Origin of the sequence: Sulfuricurvum sp. (assembly GCF_049587615.1) — a bacterium.
Lineage (GTDB): Bacteria > Campylobacterota > Campylobacteria > Campylobacterales > Sulfurimonadaceae > Sulfuricurvum.
Genome location: NZ_JBAVEF010000013.1, coordinates 180,083 through 201,615, shown reverse-complemented (window position 1 = coordinate 201,615; position 21,533 = coordinate 180,083). Strand labels below are relative to the sequence as shown.

Annotated in this window: 22 protein-coding genes and 1 pseudogene; 21 read left to right on the top strand and 2 right to left on the bottom strand. The window is 45.1% G+C overall.

All coding sequences use genetic code 11. The features are described 5' to 3' along the window. Nucleotides 1–8: 8 nt before the first annotated feature. Nucleotides 9–1,331 carry an MFS transporter gene (locus WB308_RS02315; protein WP_424188582.1) on the bottom strand — a complete coding sequence of 441 codons (1,323 nt, stop codon included), beginning with the start codon at nt 1,329–1,331 and terminating at the stop codon, nt 9–11. A 102-nt stretch (nt 1,332–1,433) separates the two neighbouring features. Here WB308_RS02315 and rdgB point away from each other — a divergent pair, with 102 nt between their 5' ends. Then, nucleotides 1,434–2,060 (top strand): RdgB/HAM1 family non-canonical purine NTP pyrophosphatase, encoded by a 627-nt coding sequence (gene rdgB / locus WB308_RS02310; protein ID WP_424188580.1) that lies wholly within the window; start codon nt 1,434–1,436, stop codon nt 2,058–2,060. On the opposite strand, the gene WB308_RS02305 is transcribed toward rdgB, so the two are convergent. Next, nucleotides 2,033–2,812: an undecaprenyl-diphosphate phosphatase gene (locus WB308_RS02305; RefSeq protein WP_424188649.1), complete on the bottom strand. Its 780-nt coding sequence runs from the start codon at nt 2,810–2,812 to the stop codon at nt 2,033–2,035. The two genes, rdgB and WB308_RS02305, sit on opposite strands and share 28 nt — an antisense overlap. 115 nt (nt 2,813–2,927) lie before the next feature. On the opposite strand from WB308_RS02305, the gene WB308_RS02300 reads away from it, so the two are divergent. From WB308_RS02300 to WB308_RS02205, 20 genes and pseudogenes are all read left to right on the top strand, one after another. Next, on the top strand, nt 2,928–4,031 hold the full coding sequence (locus WB308_RS02300; RefSeq protein ID WP_424188578.1) for a pyridoxal-phosphate-dependent aminotransferase family protein: 1,104 nt from the start codon (nt 2,928–2,930) through the stop codon (nt 4,029–4,031). Nucleotides 4,032–4,035: 4 nt separating this feature from the next. Further along, nucleotides 4,036–4,881, top strand: a complete 846-nt coding sequence (locus WB308_RS02295; RefSeq protein WP_424188576.1) for an ATP phosphoribosyltransferase regulatory subunit — start codon at nt 4,036–4,038, stop codon at nt 4,879–4,881. An 18-nt stretch (nt 4,882–4,899) separates the two neighbouring features. Further along, nucleotides 4,900–6,147 carry an adenylosuccinate synthase gene (locus WB308_RS02290; protein WP_424188574.1) on the top strand — a complete coding sequence of 416 codons (1,248 nt, stop codon included), beginning with the start codon at nt 4,900–4,902 and terminating at the stop codon, nt 6,145–6,147. A gap of 86 nt (nt 6,148–6,233) precedes the next feature. Continuing rightward, nucleotides 6,234–6,653: a flagellar export protein FliJ gene (locus tag WB308_RS02285; protein WP_424188572.1), complete on the top strand. Its 420-nt coding sequence runs from the start codon at nt 6,234–6,236 to the stop codon at nt 6,651–6,653. After that, nucleotides 6,650–7,177, top strand: coding sequence for a MotE family protein (locus WB308_RS02280; protein WP_424188570.1), 528 nt, complete (start codon nt 6,650–6,652; stop codon nt 7,175–7,177). Before WB308_RS02285 ends, WB308_RS02280 begins: the two co-directional genes overlap by 4 nt. A 155-nt stretch (nt 7,178–7,332) precedes the next feature. Next, nucleotides 7,333–7,884, top strand: coding sequence for a DUF507 family protein (locus tag WB308_RS02275; RefSeq protein WP_424188568.1), 552 nt, complete (start codon nt 7,333–7,335; stop codon nt 7,882–7,884). Then, complete coding sequence (carA, locus tag WB308_RS02270; RefSeq protein ID WP_424188566.1) at nt 7,884–9,011, top strand: glutamine-hydrolyzing carbamoyl-phosphate synthase small subunit; 1,128 nt, start codon at nt 7,884–7,886, stop codon at nt 9,009–9,011. The genes WB308_RS02275 and carA overlap by 1 nt, the downstream gene beginning before the upstream one ends. A 291-nt stretch (nt 9,012–9,302) precedes the next feature. Beyond that, nucleotides 9,303–10,784, top strand: coding sequence for a cytochrome-c oxidase, cbb3-type subunit I (ccoN, locus tag WB308_RS02265; protein WP_424188564.1), 1,482 nt, complete (start codon nt 9,303–9,305; stop codon nt 10,782–10,784). 14 nt (nt 10,785–10,798) lie between these two features. Continuing rightward, nucleotides 10,799–11,491: a cytochrome-c oxidase, cbb3-type subunit II gene (ccoO, locus tag WB308_RS02260; protein ID WP_424188562.1), complete on the top strand. Its 693-nt coding sequence runs from the start codon at nt 10,799–10,801 to the stop codon at nt 11,489–11,491. 10 nt (nt 11,492–11,501) lie between these two features. Beyond that, a complete protein-coding gene (locus WB308_RS02255) occupies nt 11,502–11,723 on the top strand; it encodes a cytochrome c oxidase, cbb3-type, CcoQ subunit (RefSeq protein WP_424188560.1) in 222 nt (73 codons plus the stop codon). Continuing rightward, entirely contained in the window at nt 11,716–12,645 is a 930-nt protein-coding gene (locus WB308_RS02250) for a c-type cytochrome (protein WP_424188558.1), read from the top strand. The genes WB308_RS02255 and WB308_RS02250 overlap by 8 nt, the downstream gene beginning before the upstream one ends. An 11-nt stretch (nt 12,646–12,656) precedes the next feature. Next, the gene (locus tag WB308_RS02245) at nt 12,657–12,863 is read left to right on the top strand and encodes a DUF4006 family protein (RefSeq protein ID WP_424188556.1); all 207 of its coding nucleotides are present in this window, start codon (nt 12,657–12,659) and stop codon (nt 12,861–12,863) included. Between the two features lie 121 nt (nt 12,864–12,984). Next, on the top strand, nt 12,985–13,689 hold the full coding sequence (locus tag WB308_RS02240) for a 3-dehydroquinate dehydratase (RefSeq protein WP_424188554.1): 705 nt from the start codon (nt 12,985–12,987) through the stop codon (nt 13,687–13,689). Further along, nucleotides 13,682–14,188 (top strand): FixH family protein, encoded by a 507-nt coding sequence (locus WB308_RS02235; protein ID WP_424188552.1) that lies wholly within the window; start codon nt 13,682–13,684, stop codon nt 14,186–14,188. Before WB308_RS02240 ends, WB308_RS02235 begins: the two co-directional genes overlap by 8 nt. Nucleotides 14,189–14,331: 143 nt before the next feature. Then, nucleotides 14,332–16,674 carry a RecB family exonuclease gene (locus WB308_RS02230; RefSeq protein ID WP_424188550.1) on the top strand — a complete coding sequence of 781 codons (2,343 nt, stop codon included), beginning with the start codon at nt 14,332–14,334 and terminating at the stop codon, nt 16,672–16,674. Beyond that, nucleotides 16,664–19,366 (top strand): RecB-like helicase, encoded by a 2,703-nt coding sequence (locus WB308_RS02225; protein ID WP_424188548.1) that lies wholly within the window; start codon nt 16,664–16,666, stop codon nt 19,364–19,366. The genes WB308_RS02230 and WB308_RS02225 overlap by 11 nt, the downstream gene beginning before the upstream one ends. Nucleotides 19,367–19,447: 81 nt before the next feature. Next, on the top strand, nt 19,448–19,870 hold the full coding sequence (gene rplM / locus WB308_RS02220; RefSeq protein ID WP_300008205.1) for a 50S ribosomal protein L13: 423 nt from the start codon (nt 19,448–19,450) through the stop codon (nt 19,868–19,870). Nucleotides 19,871–19,879: 9 nt separating this feature from the next. Continuing rightward, nucleotides 19,880–20,269: a 30S ribosomal protein S9 gene (rpsI, locus tag WB308_RS02215; protein WP_424188546.1), complete on the top strand. Its 390-nt coding sequence runs from the start codon at nt 19,880–19,882 to the stop codon at nt 20,267–20,269. Between the two features lie 137 nt (nt 20,270–20,406). Continuing rightward, nucleotides 20,407–21,177, top strand: a pseudogene (locus WB308_RS02210) (methyl-accepting chemotaxis protein); the annotation flags it as partial. Continuing rightward, entirely contained in the window at nt 21,163–21,492 is a 330-nt protein-coding gene (locus tag WB308_RS02205) for a CZB domain-containing protein (protein WP_424188647.1), read from the top strand. The pseudogene WB308_RS02210 and the gene WB308_RS02205, both read left to right, overlap by 15 nt. Nucleotides 21,493–21,533: the final 41 nt, after the last annotated feature.

The window sequence follows — 21,533 nt, the reverse complement described above, 5'->3', positions numbered from 1 at the left end:
ATGACCAATTATTTAACGATTTTCGCTTTAATTTCTTCTTCTTCAACCTTATCTTTACGGTATTTAACCGCAACAATATTTTCGGTCTCATTGATATACCACTCCGCGATATGCTCATGCTCCAAGTTATTTAATTTCTCCATATCTACATGATCTACTGAGATATAAAGATGCGAATAGCGGTGAGGATTTGACATTTTAAATGTCCACAACAGCCACAATGTACTTACAACGATCAAACCGATAGCCAGTGTCTCACGGTCGGAGTATTGTAGCGCGATACCGGCAACAGCTCCCCCGATAAAGGTCATGAAGTAAGCAACACCGTTGGCAATCCCGAGAGCCGCCCCTTTTTGATGGACGCGGGCATACTTGGAGATCATGGACTGTACCAACGGTTCCATCATATTAAACGCCATGAAGAAGCTGATAACCCCTACGACAAATTCCCAGCTTTTCGTCGCAAACCCCATCAGGGTAAAGGCGACGATAAAAAGGACGATCGAGAGTAAAAAGATCTCACGCGGCTTGTTGTATTTTTCACCAAATACCGCTGCGGGTCCCATTGCGAGAAGGCCGAGAACCATAGCGGGAAGATAAACCTGCCACAACTCTTTGGCTTCCCATTTGAATACACCTGCAGTGTCCAAAAGCAAGATCGGGATCAGGACGAAGGCGACCGTCATCAGCCCTTTTTGCATGCCGTTCGTGATAATCATGCTGAGCAAATTAGGATCTTTTAGAATATCTGCAGTAGTAGTGGTTGAATGGTAGATATGGCGGATGCGCGGAGGGGTAGGTACCTTCGTAAATAAAATGAGCATGGCTAAAATCGATAAAACTGCCGTAATCCAAAAAAGCGATACCGTACCGAAGTAGGCACTGATCACCGGACCGAGAGCCATGGCGAGAGCGAAACTGATCGCGATGGTTCCTCCCATAAGGGCCATCGCTTTTCCACGCGCCTCTTCATGAACCAAGTCGCTGATCATGGCCGGGATAACGGCACCGATGGCTCCGGCACCTTGTAGAAAACGTCCTGCCATCAGGGTATAGATATCGGTACTGACGGCACAGATGATAGAACCGACCAAGAAAATGATTAATCCGACAAGAAGGGTCGGTTTACGTCCGATTTTATCACTCATGACACCAAAAGGGACTTGGAAAATTGCTTGAGTCAAGGCATATCCGCCGACAATGACCCCGACTAAAAAGGGGGTGGCTCCTTCGATATTCAGAGCATACGCAGAGAGTACCGGAAGAACGAGAAAGAGACCGAAAAACCGCAGCGATAAAATCGCGGAAAGGGGGAGAACCGTTTTAAACACGTTGTCACCTTAAATGAGCTAAAATTTCCGCCATTATAGTACATCTTGTGATGAGGTGAATACGTGAAAGAATATTACTAAGACTAATCTAAGGATACCCGTATGAAAGTTGTGTTGGCCACGTCGAATAAAGGGAAAGTGCGTGAAATTATTGAATTGCTCCACGATCGGGAGGTATTTCCCTATACCGATTTGATGGAGGGATTTGAGATTGTTGAAGACGGGGAAACTTTCAAAGAAAATGCACTGATCAAAGCGCGTGCCGTCTATGCGGCGTTAGGGGATACTGAGGCGATTGTGATCGCGGATGACAGCGGCATCAGTGTGGATGTACTGGATGGTGCTCCGGGGATTTACAGCGCCCGTTACGGCGGTGAGGGGGCGAGTGATCGGGATAATCTCCTAAAGTTGGTGGAGGCGTTAAAGGAAAAAGGAGTCGATTCTTCTCCCGCTCACTATACGGCGGCAATCGCTATTGTTTCGAAGGAGGGAGAGAGCTGTGTGCACGGATGGATGTACGGGGACGTGATTACTGAATTGCGTGGTGAAAACGGATTCGGATACGATCCGGTCTTTATTCCGAGCGGATACACGCAAACGTTGGGAGAATTACCGAATGATGTGAAAAAAGGGCTTTCGCACCGTTCCAAAGCATTGGAACTAGCGAAAATTTTGATCGATCAGATTAAGTTCTTACGTTCTCACGCCGGAAGCATTGCCACCAAATAAAAGAAGATTACTCCGACAACGATTCGGTAAATCGCAAACGGGGTAAACGTGTGACGGCTGACGAAAGCGACGAAAAGTTTGACCGTTGCGAGGGCAAATACAAATGCCGTTATAAACGCTATCGTGAGCATAAAATAATCATCCACGACCATTTCGTTACGATGCTTAATCAGATCGTAGGCCGTAGCGATGATCATTGTGGGGATAGCGAGGAGAAACGAAAACTCTGCTGCACTTTTTCGGCTGAGCCCCATCACCAATCCGCCGATAAGGGTGGCACCGGATCGGCTGGTACCCGGGATCATCGAGAGGCTTTGAAAGACACCGATAGTAAAAGCTTCTTTGAAACTCAGCTCGCTGATATCTTTTCCCGCATCGATGGGTTTATCACGTCGAAGATACTCAAAAATGAGAAAGACGATCCCCCCCGCAATCAGCATAATACTAACCGTTTCAACGCCGAATAAGGCTTTGATCTGCTTATAAAATAAAAATCCCAAAGCACCTGCCGGTAAAAAAGCGACACCGATTTTAAGCCACAACATTTTGTCTTTCAGTAACCGTTGAGCATATAAAAAGAGGACGGCGAGGATACTTCCCAGCTGGATGGAGACTTCAAATGCTTTATGGGCGTTGGTCTGCTCCAAACCCAAAAGTTGTGAAGCTAAAATCAGATGCCCCGTCGAGGAGATGGGGAGAAATTCGGTTACCCCTTCGAGTGCCCCGAGAATCAATGCGTCAAATAATGTCATAGCAAAGCTCTTTTTTTGGTGCAATTGTACCATAGCCTCTCCCCTTAAACCTCCCCTAACCTCAACTAGGATAAAATGCGCGGATTTATGACACTTTCCATTAAGGAATTTTTGAATGTTACTTTTTACCCCCGGACCTACCCCGGTACCTGAATCGGTACGTATCGCTATGGCAGGTGAGACGCTTCACCACCGTACCCCTGAGTTTGAAGCGATTTTTGAGCGTACACGCGCATTGTTGTTTGAACTGCTTGGGATGGACGAAGTACTGATGCTTGCATCCTCCGGTACTGGTGCGATGGAAGGGGCCGTGATCAATCTTGCCCACTCAAAACTTCTCTCAATCAATTCGGGAAAATTCGGTGAGCGTTTCGGCAAAATTGCCGTGGCACACGGGATTGCGAATGTTGAGATTAAACACGAATGGGATACTCCGGCTACGGTAGAGGAAGTTCAAGCGGCATTGAATGCCAACCCGGACGTGGATGCGATTGCGATTCAAATCTGCGAAAGCGCGGGCGGTCTTCGTCACCGTGTAGAAGCTATTGCGGCGGCAGTGAAAGCCCATAACCCATTGATCATGGTCATTGCCGATGGCATTACAGCCGTGGGCGTCGAAAAAATCGACGTTACGAACATCGACTGCTTGATCTCAGGGAGCCAAAAAGCGTTGATGCTCCCTCCGGGACTCGCGATTATGGGTCTCTCCAATGCGGCGATTGAGAAAATCGGAAGCGGCAAAGGGTATTACTTCAACCTTGCCACTGAGATTAAAAATCAGCGCAAAAATACGACGGCATGGACAGCGGCAACGACGATCACTATCGGATTAGAGTCTATTTTGAACCGTATCAAAGCCGAAGGCGGTTTGGATAAACTCTACGCCGATACGGCGCGCCGTGCGCAAGCGACTCGCGAAGCGATGAAGGCAATCGGTCTTTCTATTTATCCAACAGCTCCTGCTGATTCGATGACGACGGTAGGGGACGCGGAAGCGAAAAAAATCCGCTCAACCCTCAAAGCGTTCGATATAAACGTCGCCGGTGGACAAGATCATATCAAAGATTCGATTTTCCGTATCAACCATATGGGGCTTATCTCTCCGTATGAAGCGTGTTGGGCAGCTAACGCGGTGGAATTGGCACTCGATAAAATGGGTCGCCGCGCATATGACGGAACCGCAAACCGCGTGTTTAATACCGTCTATTTCGGACTCTAAACCAATGGTATTTGAACACGAAATTCCGGAAGGATCAAAGCTTTACTTTGCGGCAACGGCGAAGACGAAGCGTACCATTGAAACTAAAGCGAGTACCTTGCTCAGTGATGCCGGATTTGAAGAGATTTTAACACCGCTTTTTTCGTATCACCAGCATATGAGCGTCTGTGATCAGCGCGAATTGATTCGTGTCAACGACAGTGAAAATCATCCGATCAGTCTCCGTGCCGATTCTACGATTGATGTGGTCCGTATCGTCAACAAGCGTCTGGGCGGGAATACGGAACATAAAAAATGGTTCTATATTCAGCCGGTTTACCGTTATCCTGCTGATGAGCAGTACCAAATCGGAGTCGAGATCATCGATGAGCCGAATCTTTCCGTAGCACTTACCCAAGCGACACGGATTTTGAACGTATTGGAAATGACGCCGCTATTACAAATCTCCAACATCAATATCCCTCGACTTTTGAGCGACATGTTGGATTTGAATTTGGATGATTTTCGTCATGTGAATATTGAGAAGTTTTTGTCCCTTAAAATCGACTGGTTGACCCGATTGGTCTATATGCAGCACGCCGATGAGATTGATGCCGTTGCCGCAATCGTCCCAGATGCAATCAAGCCGGAGCTTTTGAAAATCAAAGAGCTTTGTGAGGGGTTAGAATATCCGAATGTGGTTATAGCCCCTTTGTATTACGCTAAAATGCTCTACTATGACGAGCTTTTTTTCCGTGTTATCGAAGGTAACGAAGTCTATGCAATGGGCGGACGCTACAAAAGCGACGAGACCGTTTCCGTCGGATTCGCCATTTACACCGATGCGTTGATTGACGCATTACACCAATAAACTAAAGTAGGATTATTTATGAAAGCGGATTTAATAGTAGGGATTCAGTGGGGAGACGAAGGAAAAGGGAAAATCGTTGATTTACTCGCGCAAAAGTACGATTGTGTCGCCCGTTATCAAGGGGGGCATAATGCCGGTCATACCATCGTCGTTGATGGCAAAACCCATGCTCTTCACCTTATCCCATCGGGGATTTTGAACCCGAAAGCGGTCAATATCATCGGTAACGGTGTTGTTGTTTCACCCGAAGCACTCATTAAAGAGATGAAACAGTTTGACAATCTTCTCGGACGATTGTTTGTGAGCGAATCGGCCCATATGATTTTAACGTTTCACGCGCTGATCGATCAGGCTAAAGAGATTCTTCGCGGTGAAAAAGCGATCGGTACGACGGGGCGCGGTATCGGGCCGGCCTACAGCGAGAAAATCGCCCGTGCCGGCTTTCGTTTGGGTGAATTGCGTGATATTGAAACGCTTTCGACTCGCGTTATGGACTATTTTGCCGAAAACAAAGCGATTTTTGAAGCGATGAAAATTGCCTTGCCATCACGCGAAGAGTTAGTGGCTGAACTAAACGGTTATGCCGAAAAATTGGTACCGTTTTTAGCCAATACGACGCAGATGGCATGGAAAATGATGGACGAAGGGAAGAAAATCCTTCTCGAAGGGGCTCAGGGAACGATGCTCGACATCGACCACGGTACTTATCCGTATGTTACCAGCTCATCAACGATTTCAGCGGGTGCATGTACCGGTCTTGGGGTAAACCCGAAAGACATCGGTAAAGTAACGGGGATTGTAAAAGCGTACTGTACCCGTGTCGGAAACGGCCCTTTCCCGACGGAAGATCATGGTGAGATCGGTGAGCGCCTCCGCAAAGCGGGGCACGAGTTCGGAACGACAACCGGACGTCCTCGCCGATGCGGTTGGTTTGACGCTGTAGCGTGCCGCTACGCAAGCCGTTTGAACGGATGTGATGATCTCTCTATTATGAAACTTGACGTACTCGACGGATTTGATGAAATCCAAGTGTGTGTGGGATATGAAGTGAACGGTGAAGTGATCGATTATCTGCCGCTTGATTTGGAAAATGTTAAACCGGTTTACAAAACATTTCCGGGTTGGGATAAAACAGAAGGGGTGCGTCGTTTTGAAGATCTTCCCATCACAGCACAACAGTATCTTCGTGCGATTGAAGAGTTGACCCAAACCAAAATCGGTATGATTTCTACCTCGCCGGATCGAAACGATACCATTTTAATTTGAACGCCAACGGAACAAAGTCCCGCTTGGCTACGCTTGCCGCTATGGCACTAAAGCTTGCCTCATAATGAGGCAGAGGTAACGGAAATATGAAATCAAAATATGAACCGTTGGTCAAACTCAAAAAAAAGAGTCTTGATACTGCTGAACGTGCTCTCATTGGTGCTAATAATGCCCTTTCTTCTGCCTCTGATAAGCTTAACCGTGCTTATGAAGAGCTCTCCCATATGACATTGCCGACACAAGGTTCGGTCGGCGAATTTACCCAGGCAACGGCGATGATCCACGCACAACACCAAACAATTGAATACTGTCAGCAAACGTTGCAAACGGCTCAGCATCGTCAGATACAAATGAGAGAACGTTTTAAAGAAGCGATGATTGATTACGAGAAGTTTAAATATTTAGAAGTTCAGGAAATGAACGCCCATCTCAAACAGATCAAAGAACAAGAGGCTAAAATGCTTGATGAGATCGGTACTATGACCTATAAAAGAGAGACTGTATGAATATTATCTGGGGTATAACGCTGCTGGGTGCTGCATTGCTTTACGGTGCACCGGCTACGAAATCGTATGAATGTACAAAGATTTTTGAAGACCGCAAAAATGAGTTATTGGTCGAGCTTGAACGGATTGATGAGCAGAAACAATCGCTGGATGCGCTGAAAAAAGCTACAGAAGATCTTTTACGTAAAAAAGAGGCACTGGTCAAAGGGAAAGATACCAAAGTTGATCAAAAACTTTCAGAGATCAAAGCAAAAGAAGTCTCCATTAAAAAAATGTTGGATGAGAATAAAAAAGTTTTAGAAGAGATCAAACAATTGAAATCGGATAAGGTTTCTCAAGCATTTTTGAAAATGAAACCGGCTGCAGCAGGACAAATCCTTTCTCAAATGAGCGCATCCGATGCCTCTGAGATTTTAATGACACTCAACAGTAAAGTTGTCGGTCAAATATTGGCAAAGATGGATCCCAAAAAAGGGTCTGAAATTACCGAGAAAATGCGTAAACTTCCCGAGTCTACTAAATAGAATGCCAAAGAAATAAAATCTCTTTGGCTACGCATGAGGCTGTGGCACTGAAGCTTGTCTCATTCTGAGAGAGATTGATTCTATCCCTTTGTATCTCTAAGCGATTTGAGAGGTATTTTAGAGTAAAATGCAAAAAATTTCACTCAGGGCTGGCAATGAAGGTTTCACTGACACACGTACCCCACATCGCGACACGAATTGCTGTCGATCTTAGCCGCAGCGGTTTGGTAACCATGACCAAAGGGCTCGAGAGTACCGCCAAAGAGGCTGAAAAGGTTTTGACTGCCAACATTAAAAAAGAGATCGCTTTGGAAGAGAAAGTCAAAGAGATCGTCAATGCCAATGAAGAGCAGATTGATTTCTACCTCGCCGATGAGCGACAACTCTTTTTCATGATCAAAAAGAAACTGGCACCTGAATATGGTGTTGTCCTTTCGTATGAAGAGCGTTATTCCGATATTGCACACCAGATCCTTGATGCTCTTTATGAAGAAGATTTGATAAACTATGATGTGAGTGAAAACCGTATTAAAAATATTATTTACGATGCGATTACCGGTTCTATTGCCGATTCAAGTGAAATTGAATCAGCGGTATTTCAAAAACTAAAAAGCTACAAGCGCAATCTGATTCCGGGAACCGATGAATACGAGATTGTGTATGAAAAATTGTATAAAGATGAATTGGTGCGAAGGGGGATGGCATAATGCGTGATGTTTGGATTTATCTGGAAAACGGGACGTATTTAAGTGCGAAAAGTTTTGGTGCCGATACGACAGCCGTAGGGGAAATTGTTTTTAATACCTCCATGAGCGGTTATCAGGAAATTATTACCGACCCTTCCTATGCGGGCCAGTTTGTCACGTTTACGATGCCCGAAATCGGAAACGTCGGAGTAAATGACGAAGATATGGAGAGCAGCCGTGCTCACTGCAAAGGGATCATTGTCCGTCAGTACCAAAGTAACTACTCTTCGTTCCGCGCCCAAGAAGCGCTGCACACCTTTTTAGAAAAACACGGCATTATCGGGATCACGGATATCGATACCCGCTATATCACCAAAATGCTCCGAACCGAAGGGGCGATGATGATGATCGCTTCGACGCAGGTAAGTGACAAAGACGAACTCAAAAAAATGCTGGAGAGTTCACCCCGTATCGAAGAGATTAACTATATCGAGGAAGTGAGCACCAAAACGTCGTATGTTCATCGCAACGGCATTTATGATCCGTTCAACTTCCGCTATAACGATGCACCTGACCCAAAAGCGAAGATTGCGGCAATTGATTTCGGGGTTAAACGTAACATTCTCAACGAACTTACCGAAGCCGGGTTGGAAGTTGAAGTTCTTCCCAATACCTTTAGTGCGGATGATCTGATTGCCCGTTACGATGCCAAAGAGATTGACGGTGTTTTCCTCTCCAACGGTCCGGGGGATCCTTTGGTATTGAAACGCGAACAAGAAGAGATCAAAAAACTCATTGCTCGCCGTATTCCGTTATTTGGAATCTGCTTGGGGCATCAGCTTCTCAGCATTGCACACGGATACGATACGCATAAACTTAAATTCGGCCATCACGGCGGAAACCATCCGGTTAAAAATGTCCAAACGGGAATGGTAGAGATTACGGCTCAAAACCATAATTATAATGTTCCTGAATCGGTGCGTGAAATTGCGACGGTAACCCATATTAACCTTTTTGACAACACCATTGAGGGATTGCGCTACAACAGCGGCCATGTTTTTTCGGTTCAACACCATCCTGAATCAAGCCCGGGCCCTAAAGAGAGCCGATACATTTTCAGCGAGTTTCTTCAACTTCTTCAACGCTAAGTCAAAATTGGGGGATCCCATTTCCTCCAATGACCGGTGAACGATCTTCAAAGTGTTACTTTTCTACTCCTAATTCTGTAAATAATCTTAAATTTATCGTTAAGTTTCAATAGTGAGAAAAACATTTAAAAATTTAAGAATCCTTAAATACTCAGATTGCTATCATTAGAGTGTCTAATAGCCTACTTTTGTTACAAAAGTGTTAAGGGCACCTCTTATTTCATCGGTCCTGTGTGAAATAAAAGGTGCCCTAATAGGCTCTTATGCTTTGAATCTTTAAGGAGGTCGTTAATGGAGAATCGTCCATTGGAGTATGATTACACGGTCGCTAAGATGTTTATGCTTACAACCGTGTTACTCGGTATCGTTGGGATGCTGGTCGGCGTTATTTTGGCGTGGGAGCTTGCATTTCCTGCTGTTAACACGATGGCAGGTGAAGGATTGGCAGAATATACCAATTTTAGCCGTTTGCGTCCATTGCACACCGATGCGGTAATCTTCGGTTTTACCCTCAGTGGTATTTGGGCTACATGGTATTATGTAGGTCAACGTGTATTGAAAGTATCGATGGCAGAATCAAAATTTTTGATGGCCCTCGGTAAATTACATTTTTGGTTATATCTATTGGTAGTTGTTGCCGTTGTCGGCTCATTATTGCTTGGTATCACTACGTCAAAAGAGTATGCTGAATTCGAATGGCCTATTGATATCGCGGTTGTTGCGGTATGGGTTATTTGGGGTATGGGTCTTTTTGGTTTGATCGGTATTCGTCGTGAAAAATCATTGTATATCTCTATCTGGTATTACATCGCTACTTTCTTGGGTATCGCTATGTTGTATCTTTTCAACAATATGGCTATTCCAACGTATTTCGCGTCAGGCGGAGTCGGTGCATGGTATCACTCGGTTTCAATGTACTCCGGTACAAATGATGCGTTGGTACAATGGTGGTATGGACACAATGCGGTTGCGTTCGGATTTACTGTACCTATCGTTGCAATGATCTACTATTTCCTTCCAAAAGAATCAGGACAAGCGGTTTATTCGTATAAATTGTCTCTTCTTGCTTTCTGGGGATTGATGTTTGTATATCTATGGGCTGGCGGACACCACTTGTTGTTCTCGACTGTACCGGATTGGATGCAAACGATGGGTTCTGTATTCTCGGTTGTATTGATTCTTCCTTCATGGGGTTCTGCGATCAATATGCTTTTGACAATGAAGGGTGAATGGCAGCAAGTAGCATCGAGTCCGTTGATCAAATTTATGATCTTGGCTTCTACGTTCTACATGTTCTCTACACTTGAAGGTCCGATCCAAGCGATCAAATCGGTCAATGCATTGGCTCACTTTACAGACTGGATCGTCGGTCACGTACATGACGGTGTTCTTGGTTGGGTTGCATTCATGATTATGGCTGCATTGTTCCACATGGCACCACGTGTATTTAAACGTGAGATTTATTCTAAATCATTGATGAATACACAATTCTGGATTCAAACTCTCGGTGTTGTATTGTATTTCACCTCTATGTGGATCGCAGGTATTACACAAGGTATGATGTGGCGTGCTCATGATGAATTCGGTAACCTTGCTTACTCATTCATCGATACGGTAACCGTATTGCATCCGTATTACACTATCCGTGCGGTTGGTGGTACATTGTATCTCTTAGGTATGTTCTTGTTCGCGTACAACATGTACAAAACAATGACAAGCTCTCGCCGTGTTGAAGAGAGTGAACTTCAAAACGCATCGCCTATGGGCGCTTAATAAGGAGGGGAAAAATGTTTCACTGGTTAGAAAAACACCCGTTCTTTTTCGCGGTAGCTGTCTTTGTTGTAATTTCGTTTGCAGGTCTTATTGAGATTCTGCCAAATTTTGCTCAAGCGTCTCGTCCGGTTATCGGCACGAAACCTTACAGCACACTTGAATTGGCTGGTCGTCACGTTTACATCAAAAATAGCTGTAACGCGTGTCACTCACAATTGGTTCGTCCGTTTAAATCAGAAACGGATCGTTACGGACACTACAGCTTGAGCGGTGAATATGCGTATGACCGTCCATTCCTTTGGGGTTCAAAACGTACTGGTCCGGATTTGATGCGTGTAGGTAACTACCGTACAACGGATTGGCATGAAAATCACATGAAAGATCCTGCAGCGGTTGTTCCGGGTTCAATCATGCCGGCATATCGCTGGATGTTCAAAAATACAGCGGATATCGACACTGCTTATGCAGAACAAGTAACCGTAAATAAAGTATTTGCGGTTCCATACAACACTGAAATTCCAATGGCAGACGGCACAAAAGCAACTGTTGCATTGGCAGCGACATTGGATGAAGCAAAAGCTTCTGCTTTGGAAGAAGCAAAAGCAATTGCGGCAGATATGAAAGATCAAGACGTTAAAGATGCGGTAGCAGCAGGTCAAGTTCCTGAAATCGTCGCACTTATTGCGTATCTTAACAGTTTGAAATAAGGGGTTCAGCGTGGATATCGGTACGATTCAGGCGTATGCTTACTTTTTCTTCACAGGGTTCTTGGTTGTGGTATTGTATGCGTACATCTACCACCTCTACAGTTCACAGTGGAAAGGGAAGCGCGATTATGAAAAGTATGGAAATATCGCGCTCCATGACGAGATTACCGATCAACCGATCGAAACGGTCTCGAAAAACGATGATAAAAAAGTAGGAGGCATAAATGAATAAGACAGTACTTGCTGCTATCATAGTTGTAATTGCAATGCTTGGCTTTACTTACGCTGCTGTCGGAATGGCTGGCGGAATGGGTGGAGAAGGTGACTGGGTTAACAAACTTGCGATCGTTGGTGCTGCAGTCATAGTTATTGTTGCAGCATTTGTTGTGACAAAATATGTCCGTCAAATGCAAAACGACCGTGCAGGCGGTAAACTTGCGGACGAAAACTGGGATGGAATCGGAGAATATAAAAACGAACTTCCTTTTGGATGGGCGATTATTTTCTTGGGCCTTACCATTTGGGCGATCTGGTATTTCCTTGCGGGATATCCGGTTAATGCGTATTCACAAATCGGTGAATATAATGAAGAAGTAGCGGCTCATGACGCAAAATTCGAAGCGGAACATGCTAATATGGATGAAGAAACACTCAAAGAGATGGGTGGATCAATCTTTATTGTACAATGTGCTCCATGTCACGGTCTTCAAGCGGACGGTATCGACGGTAAAGCGGCGAACTTGAATGTACGTTTGGAAGAAGCAACGGTTAAACACGTTATCAATAACGGGTCAAACAATCAACTTCTCGGTATGGAAATGCCGATGCCGGATCGTAATGGATTACTGAATGCTAACACCGGTGCATTGATTACTGATGCCGAGATTGATGCCGTTGCTAAATATGTAGCTGGCGGAATGAAAAGTACTGAAGGTGCTGATGTGTTTGCCGGAACCTGTGCGGCTTGTCACGGACCGGATGGTAAAGGTATCGATATGGTCGGACCAAGCATTGCTGAGTTTAACCCAACGTTGGTTGCCAATGTTCTTAAACATGGTAAAAAAGGTTCAATCGGTGCAATGCCTGCATTCAACAACTTGACAGAAGCTCAAGTTAAAGCGCTTGGTGCTTATGTCACCGATCTTAGCAAATAAGGAGATCCAGAATGGAAAATCGTAGTATTTTTGCATTGGACGGTATCACTGGAATGTTGATCGCGACTGTGTTGCTCCTCTCTATCCTTGCCGGTTTAACCGTGTGGGGTCTTGGAGTGCAACAAGGCAGTGCAGCGAACTTCTACCAAGTAGAAAATGAAAAAGACATCAAGATGATTAGCGTTGATAATGCTAAACATGTTGTTGATGTTAAATAAGGAGTTTAGGATGGCAAGTATCATGGATAAACTCATCACAATCGCTTTAGTGGTTTCTGCAGCGGTCACGTTGTGGGCGGTTATTACACCAAACCACTTATACGTCGGATAAGGGTAGCGTTTGTTACTCTCACGAGGGCTGGCGGCCCTCATCCTCATATTCTCTTTTACCCTTTCTCTCAATGCCGAATATTTATATAAAGATGACGTTGTCAAAAATCCTCAATTCGCGGAACAAATCAATGCAATCGGTACGGAACTTAAAGCTAAAACCGGCGTATCGCTTTATTTGGTGATGGTGCGTGATCTAGAGGAAAACCAAACTATCGCTGATTTCGAAAAACAACTGGCATCTGAATTAAAAGAGCCCGCTGTCATTATGACGTTTATCGAACTCAAACAAAAAGTGGATATTTTAGCGCGGCCCGTCTCTTTATACGAATATTTTAACAAAGCTCAAGTATTAAGTCCGAATGCAACCTTTATCGGTTCCGTTGTCAGTGCGGTGATGTTTGCACGCAGTTACGATGAAGCCAAAGAACTTATCAGTAATCGCGGCGGAACTATTTTGCCGATTTTGGCTGAGCGTGCCAAAGGGGATGAAATTGTTTCAAAATATTCCGTTGCCATGTTTAACGGATATGCCGATGTGGCAGAGCAGATTGCGGCGCATCACGATGTCACCTTAAGTTCATCTGCGGGCAGTGGAAGTAAAAACTTTATCGATATTCTCCGTGTAATCTTTTACGGTATCATTCTTTATGCTATCATCGTCTATGTGCGAGGAAGATATTTTCGTAAAAAAGAGGATTCTTTAAATGTTTAAAAACCCCGGAACGAAATGGCCGATTATCATTGCACTCTCCATTGTCGGTATTATTGGTGCGTGTGTGGTGACGATCAAAGTTGCTCTGAATAATCCGGTCGAGATGTCCAATTACGGGATGCAAAATTACCATGAATATGATGATAACGTTAATGATATCATCGAAGCAAAGATCGCTTTTGACCAAAATTATACGGTATCGTTTTTAACGCCGCAAATTACCGAAAAAGGTTCTGTAATTGAGTATAAAGTGAGTGATAAAGAGGGAAAAGTGATCAATGACGCTAAAATAGAGGTGATCCTTACCCGTCCCGATCTTAAAGAATACGATATGAATTTAAGTAATCCAGCGGTAAAAAACGGTACATACACCTTTAATTCCGTAGATCTCCCTAAAGCAGGGCGATGGGACATTATGGCAAAAGTGTCTGTCGGGAATCTCCAACGCTACTATAACCTCAAAGCCGATACCCGCAATCCGAATACTTTCGAATTTTAAGATACAGATGTATCTCTTCTCCTCTTTAGGGGAAATCCACTACAATGCCCTCATCCAACCTATAAGATCGTGGTTTTGCCCCGGTTGCGTTCAAAAATAGAGCTATAAGAACTCTAATGAATAAAAATCTAGGAAAGTCATGAATGAATAAAGAATGTATCGTCTATCCCACTGCTCGTTGTGTCAGGGATGCGGTGAGTACCGCTGCTGAGAGTTTTCTCCCCTCTATCATGACAATGGGGGAGTTTCTATCCCGGGCATATGTGTCGGTGGGAAAAGTCGTTCCGGATGAGGATCTGCGGCTTTTAGCTATGCATGAGGCAAGCGATTTTTCGGCTTTTAACGCACTCAATATCGAGCGCAACTTTTTCAGTTTTATTCAAAATTCGGAGTATCTGTTCCGTTTTTTTGAAGAGCTCTCTTCGGAACAAGTCTCGGTAGAAACACTCCAGTCCGTCGATGTTTATGGGGAGTATGAGGAACATATTGCCATTCTTAAGCGATTGCGCGAGCGGTATGGCGAAATATGCAAGCGTGAAGGGTGGGCGGATAGGATATTCAGCGCTGAAAATACGGTTATTCAATACGATTTTCTCCATAATTTTGAAAAAATTACTATTATGGTTGAGGGGTATTTGAGCCGTTATGAGATTGCACTTTTACGGGAGTGTACGAACCAAGTCGATATTATCCTGCTCTATAATACAACGGCGTATAACCGTAAAATGACAGCACGGCTTGAGGAGATGGGATTTGAGCTCAAAGAGGGGATGGAATATCGGTTATCGCTACATGATATACGGATAATCGACGAAAAGGCACTGTCGGCTAATCGTGCGGTGACGTGCGAAGTATTTCATACGCGGCTTGCGCAAATCGGATTTATTAAAGCTTCAATCGAGAGGTTTGTCGAAGAGGGGATCGCACCGGAAAAGATTGCGGTCATCTTGCCCGATGAGGCGGCGGCATCAATGATAAAAGAGTTCGATACGGAAGGTAATTTCAACTTCGCCATGGGGGAGCCGTTTGCTAACAGCGCACTTTACCGCGAGTTGGAGAGTATTACCCTCTATCTGGATGAGTCTACGGTCCTCAATCGTGCCCGTATCCAAAACATCAAAACATCAATACTCGATTGGTTCCGAGTCCAGAACCCAAAAGCCTTTCACTTTTCACAGCTTGAAGCTTTAGTCCTCTTGCTGGAGGGGCATGAGGAGGCGTCAATCGAAATGCTCCGCGATGAGCTGCACCGCTTCGGTCATCTTTCCCATGCCCTTGAAAAAATGGATTTTCGAGCGGTATTTCGGATATTTATGAACCGTCTGCGTCAGCAAAGTATCGATGACGTAGGGGGAGGGAAGATCACCGTTATGGGATTATTGGAGACGCGCGGTGTGGCGTATGAAGGGGTGGTTATCATCGATTTTAACGAAGGGTATGTCCCCCATAAAAGTGAAAAAGATCTCTTTTTAAATACCAAAACGCGCGAATATGCAGGATTGCCGAGTGCGCATGATCGTGAATCACTCCAAAAACATTACTATTCAATCCTGTTTAACCGAGCCTCGAAAGTGGTGATCGGATGCGTCCAAAATGCGGAGTCGGTTCCGTCGAGATTTTTACTCCAGTTAGGTATCAAGAGTATACCCTCCGTATACCGTTATGAAGAGGTGCTCTTTCCTGCACCGAGTTTCAAAGAGCGTTATGTCGGCCATTATGAGAGTGAATACGATTTTACGGCCTCTCCTTTGTCGGCGAGCGGGATTAAAAGCTTTTTGACCTGCCGGCGACAGTTTTATTACCGTTACTGTGCACGTATCCGAGAGCATGAACTGCCGCGTGATCTGTCGCAGGAACGGGATATCGGTAATGCGCTGCACAGTACCCTGGAGACTCTTTTTACTCAGCAAGATCGGTTTGCATCCGCAATACAAATCAAAGAGGCCCTTCGCACTCTATGGGAAGAGAAGAAAACGGATGACCCGCTGGAACGCCATATGAAACGGCTATGGCTTGATAAACTGGATCCTTTTTATGCTCACGAGGCGTTTCGTTTTGCTGCGGGCTCGCGGGTTCTCTATACGGAAAAAGAGGCGAGTGTGAGGGTGGAGGGGATAACCCTGAGCGGGCGGATCGATCGGATCGATGAAAACGGCGGTGAGCTTGAAGTGATCGATTATAAAAGCGGAAAATTTCCCGATACCGATAAAGAGCCCAAAGAGGGGGATGTTGATTATCAACTCAGTGTGTATGCCCTTCTCGCCGGAGAGCTGGGGCGTGTAGCGCGATGCGGATATTATGATCTGGGTAGAGGTGAGCTCAAATATGAGCAGTTTTTGGAAGCAAAAATAACGAAACTGAAAGAACTGTTGGCTTTTCTTGCCTCCCAAAAAATATGGGTATGGGAGATGTGCGAGGATTTAAGCCGTTGCCGTATTTGTCCATATGTCTATCTGTGTCATCGGGAGGCGATGCGTGGAATTTGAACCGTTTTTAGCTTTTGAAGCGAGTGCGGGGAGCGGGAAAACATTTAACCTTGTCGTTCGCTATTTGAGTCTCCTCTTTATGGGGGAATCCCCATCGTCTATCGTTGCATTGACCTTTACGAATAAAGCGGCCAATGAGATGTTGGAACGGGTCATACTCACGCTTGAAGAGCTGCCGCGGCGGAGTGAACTTGCCCAAATCGCACGTCTCAGCGGACTCGATGAAGCCACTATTTTAGAAGAGCGTCCAAAGGTGCTTTCCCGATTTCTCCGTTCTGATATCCAAATCTCTACGATTGATAAATTTTTCGGTCGCATTTTACGAAAATTTGCCCTTAATGCAGGGTTGATGCCCACCTTTAAAACGGTTCAAAATCACCATGAAGTCAAGTTGTTGGAGCGGTTTTTAAACGAAGTAGAGGTATCGCATTCTGCGGAGGCCCTGGTGCATCTGTCGATTTTGAGCGATAAGCGGCTGAGTGACCTGTTTGGGCTTCTTTCGGGATTGTATTCCAAATACAAGGAACTCGATTTGGAAGCGTATGAGGGGGTCGTGGCTCCGGAAGATTCCATCGAGGATGCCATGAGGCTGGCACAGGAACTCTCAACGCTTGTTCTGTCTAAGCCGCTGAGTGATCGTGCCCGCAAAACGATGCAGTGTGAGAGTTTTGAAGGATTGTTGGAAAAGACATGGCTATTGAAGCCGAGTTTGGAGTATTGGGATTTTAAAAAAATCTATGAACCCAAAATGGATGAACTCCTCCACGCACTGCAAAATGCGGTTGCTTCTCAGATGCGCCGCCGGGAAGTACTCTATTTTAAAGAGTTGTTTTGGATTTTAAAACTGTACATCAAAAGCCGTCACGCAATGGTACAGCAAAGCAATGAACTTAGTTTCGATGATATCACTCTGAACGTCCATACGCTGTTACGGGAAAAACTGGAGAGCGAATTTCTCTATTTCCGCCTTGATTCGCGCCTTAAACATCTTCTCCTCGATGAGTTCCAAGATACCAGCGTGATCCAGTTCGATATCCTACGGCCGCTGATCGAAGAGATCCGTTCCGGTGTGGGAGTGAATGAGGGGGGAAGTTTTTTCTTCGTCGGAGATGTTAAACAGTCGATTTACCGTTTTCGCGGCGGGGTGAGTGCCCTTTTTCATCAAGTCGCCGAATTGTTCGATGTGCGGGTAGAACCGTTACGGGTTAATTACCGCTCCCGCAGTGAGATTGTCAATTTCGTCAACCGTTCTTTTGAGGGGAGGATTCCGGGATACATTCCTCAAATGTCTCCCGAAGCGTATGCGGGAGGATATGTTGAAGTGGTAAGTACCGCCGATCTCCTCGATACATTAAGTGTACGTGTCGCATGGCTTCTTGAAAAAGGGGTTATTCCTGAGGAGATCGCGATTTTGACGGCAACCAACAAAGACGGTAGTGCGGTGGAGGAGCGGCTGAGTGAGTGCGGCTACGAAGTGGTTACCGAAACTACGGCGCGGCTGGTGGCACAACGGAGTGTCCGCGCGATCATCGAGTATCTGCGTTATGGCTATTTTGGCGAGTCGATTTACCGTTTCAATTGTGCGGCACTGCTCGGTATTGACTACAAGCAGATCGAGCGTACACATATCACGGATGTGAATACGGCGGTAATTGCGTTTGTCCGAAGGTACGGGATTGCCGATAAAAGTGCGTTGATGTTTATCGAAATAGTGGGGGGATACCGTGATATCGAAGAGGTAGTCTATGAGATCGATCGGCTTGATACCTCTTCACCCCAAAGTGACCTCAAAGGGATTCGGATTATGACGGTCCATAAATCCAAAGGGCTGGAGTTTGAACACGTCATTGTTCTCGATAGGCTTGGAAATGCACGATCCCATAATGATCCTATTGTCTATGAATATACAGGGGCACAGCTGCGGGGATTGCACTATCGGATAAAAGGGCGTGAAACACTTGATCCGCTTTACGAAAAAGCACTTGAGGCAGAAAAAAAGGCCTCGGATGAGGATCAGCTGAATGCTTTGTATGTCGCATTGACCCGGGCCGTTGAATCGCTTATGGTGATTCGTAAAGAGAAAAACTCGTGGTTTTCTCCTTTGGAATTGCTCCCTTTCCGAAGTGGCGAGTTGCGGGTTAAAGAAGGTAACGCGAAGGTTCTCATTCCCCTTCAACCCCCCAGATTCAAAGCCCTTCAGTTCGGGCGGCAGGAGGAGACACTTCGTTCTCCTAAAGAGGCTACGCATGATTATGCTGCGGTCCAATTTGGATTGGCTCTGCATTATACGCTGGAGATGATGGGGGATTTTACCACTGTATCATTGGAAATTGCGCTTGAATCGACACGTAACCGCTATGGTTCCGTGCTGCATTCAGAAGTGATAAAAGAGATAGAAATACGTTCAAGACGTTTGATCGAAGATGAGACCTTTTGTCGCCTTACGCAGGGAGAATGGCGTAAAGAGCAGATGATACGCCATAATGGTTCCTTGGGGGTGCTTGATCTGTTGGTCCGGCGCGATGAGGGGTGGGTGATTATTGATTATAAAAGCGGCCGTGAAGAGGAAGAAAAACACCAAGATCAGGTGAAGCGGTATATGGAAGCGATACATACATTGACCGGCGATAAGGTTCAGGGATATTTGTGCTATATCCTGGAGGAGCGGATCGAATGGAAAGAGTGCTTATAGAAAACTTAATTTAAGTATATTATAAGTTTATATTGGTACAATTGCGCCACTATTTATAGAGACTTTAAAAGGAGACTCAAGATGAAATTTACTAAAATTGCTTCACCTGAGCAAATCGACCGTAAATGGGTTTTGATCGATGCGGAAGGGAAAACTTTCGGTCGTTTGATGACGGATGTTGCTACTCGTCTTCGTGGAAAAGATAAACCTTATTTTACCCCAAATGTTGACTGTGGTGACTTCGTTGTTATCGTTAACGCGTCTAAAATTGTTATCAACGGTAACGGTAAATTGGCAACAAAAGCGTATCACACACACAGCGGTTACTTCGGTAGCGTTAAAAGTGAAAAATTGACAGAGCTTTTGGCTACTAACCCAGAAAAACTCTTCAAACTTGCAGCTCGCGGTATGCTTCCTAAAACAAAATTAGGTCGTGCGATGTTGAAAAAACTAAAAGTCTATGCAGGTGCTGAACACCCACACTCTGCACAGATCGCTAAGTAAGGATAAACCATGGCAAAAACGTATGCAACCGGCAGAAGAAAATCTTCGATCGCTAAAGTATGGCTTGCTCCGGGTACAGGTAAAATCACTGTAAACGGTCTTTCACTCGATGCATGGCTCGGTGGTCTTGAAGCAAAAAAATTGCGTGTTACTCAACCGCTTTCTTTGACAAAACAAGACACATCAGTTGACATCACTGCGACAACCACCGGCGGTGGTTTCTCAGGACAATCCGATGCACTTCGCCACGGTATCTCACGTGCTCTTTGTACGTTCGATCCTGCATTCCGTGCAGTATTGAAACCGTTTGGTATGCTTACTCGTGACTCACGTATCGTTGAACGTAAGAAACCGGGTAAACGCAAAGCGCGCCGTTCTCCTCAATTCTCAAAACGTTAATCGTTTTTCTCTCCTCTTGGAGAGAGAATTTTCCTTACTTTTTTCTCCCAAAAAATCCATTTTTTATTTATTAAGTAGCCTATCAGCTCCTACCCAATATGATTGCCCGTTAATGTACGAATCAAAGGGGACTTTTTATGTTTTTCAACAGTGCAAAAATTGCAAGATTGGAAGCGGACAATGCGGCTTTACAGCAACAATTAAATGACTTTCGTCACCAAAATGCTCAGCTAGAGGACGAGTTGTCGTTGTTCCGTTCGAATAGTGAAATGGAACGTTCTCAAAATAGCAAAAATAAAGCGATCGCTGAACTCTACAATGTTTTGCTTGAAGCGTATGAGGATGGGATGCGTTTTGTCCAGAATATCGTAACCAACAACGTTAAGAGTTTGGATGAAGTAAACCAGCTAAACGAAATAACCACAGCCAAATCGAGTGAAATTTCAGCAAAAACCGATGAAGTTATGACGTCAATGCAAAAAATTGAAGAACTTACGGGCGGATTGCAAGGGGAAACCCAAACGCTTAACAATAACGTACAATCCATCTCTGAAATCATTAATCTGATCAAGGATATTTCGGATCAAACCAACCTTCTGGCTCTGAATGCCGCCATCGAAGCGGCACGTGCGGGTGAACATGGACGGGGATTTGCCGTCGTCGCCGATGAAGTGCGTAAGTTGGCCGAGCGTACGCAAAAAGCGACGTTGGAAGTGGAAGTGAATATCAATGTATTAAAACAAAGCTCGTCAGGGATGATGGACACCAGTGAGGTGTTTACGGCCGAGGCGCGTCACGCGATTGAAATTTTGAGTGATTTCGAAGATCGGCTGGAGGAAGTGGGCAATAATGCACACGCTATTGCGGACAAATCTAAAACGGTAGCGGACAGTATCCATATCACCAATGGAAAAATTGATCATATCCTCCTTAAACTTGAAGCGTATGAGGCATTGGTTACGAACAAGGGCACATCGATTCCTGATGAAAACAGCTGCCGCTTCGGTCAATGGTACGGTGGGGTGAGAAACACACTGATTCGTAACAATAAAGCGATGAGCGATATCGAGCAGCATCATAAACTGGTTCACCAAGGGGTTAAATCGGCCATAGAACTCTTCGCGGAGGGTAAAGATTGGGACAAAGCGATCGGTATTATGAAAAATGTTGAACATTCCAGCAAATCCGCCTTTGAAACGCTTTTGGATTCACTCCATCGTTAGAGAGGGAAAGAAGATCAAAAATCATTTGATCATGCTCAATG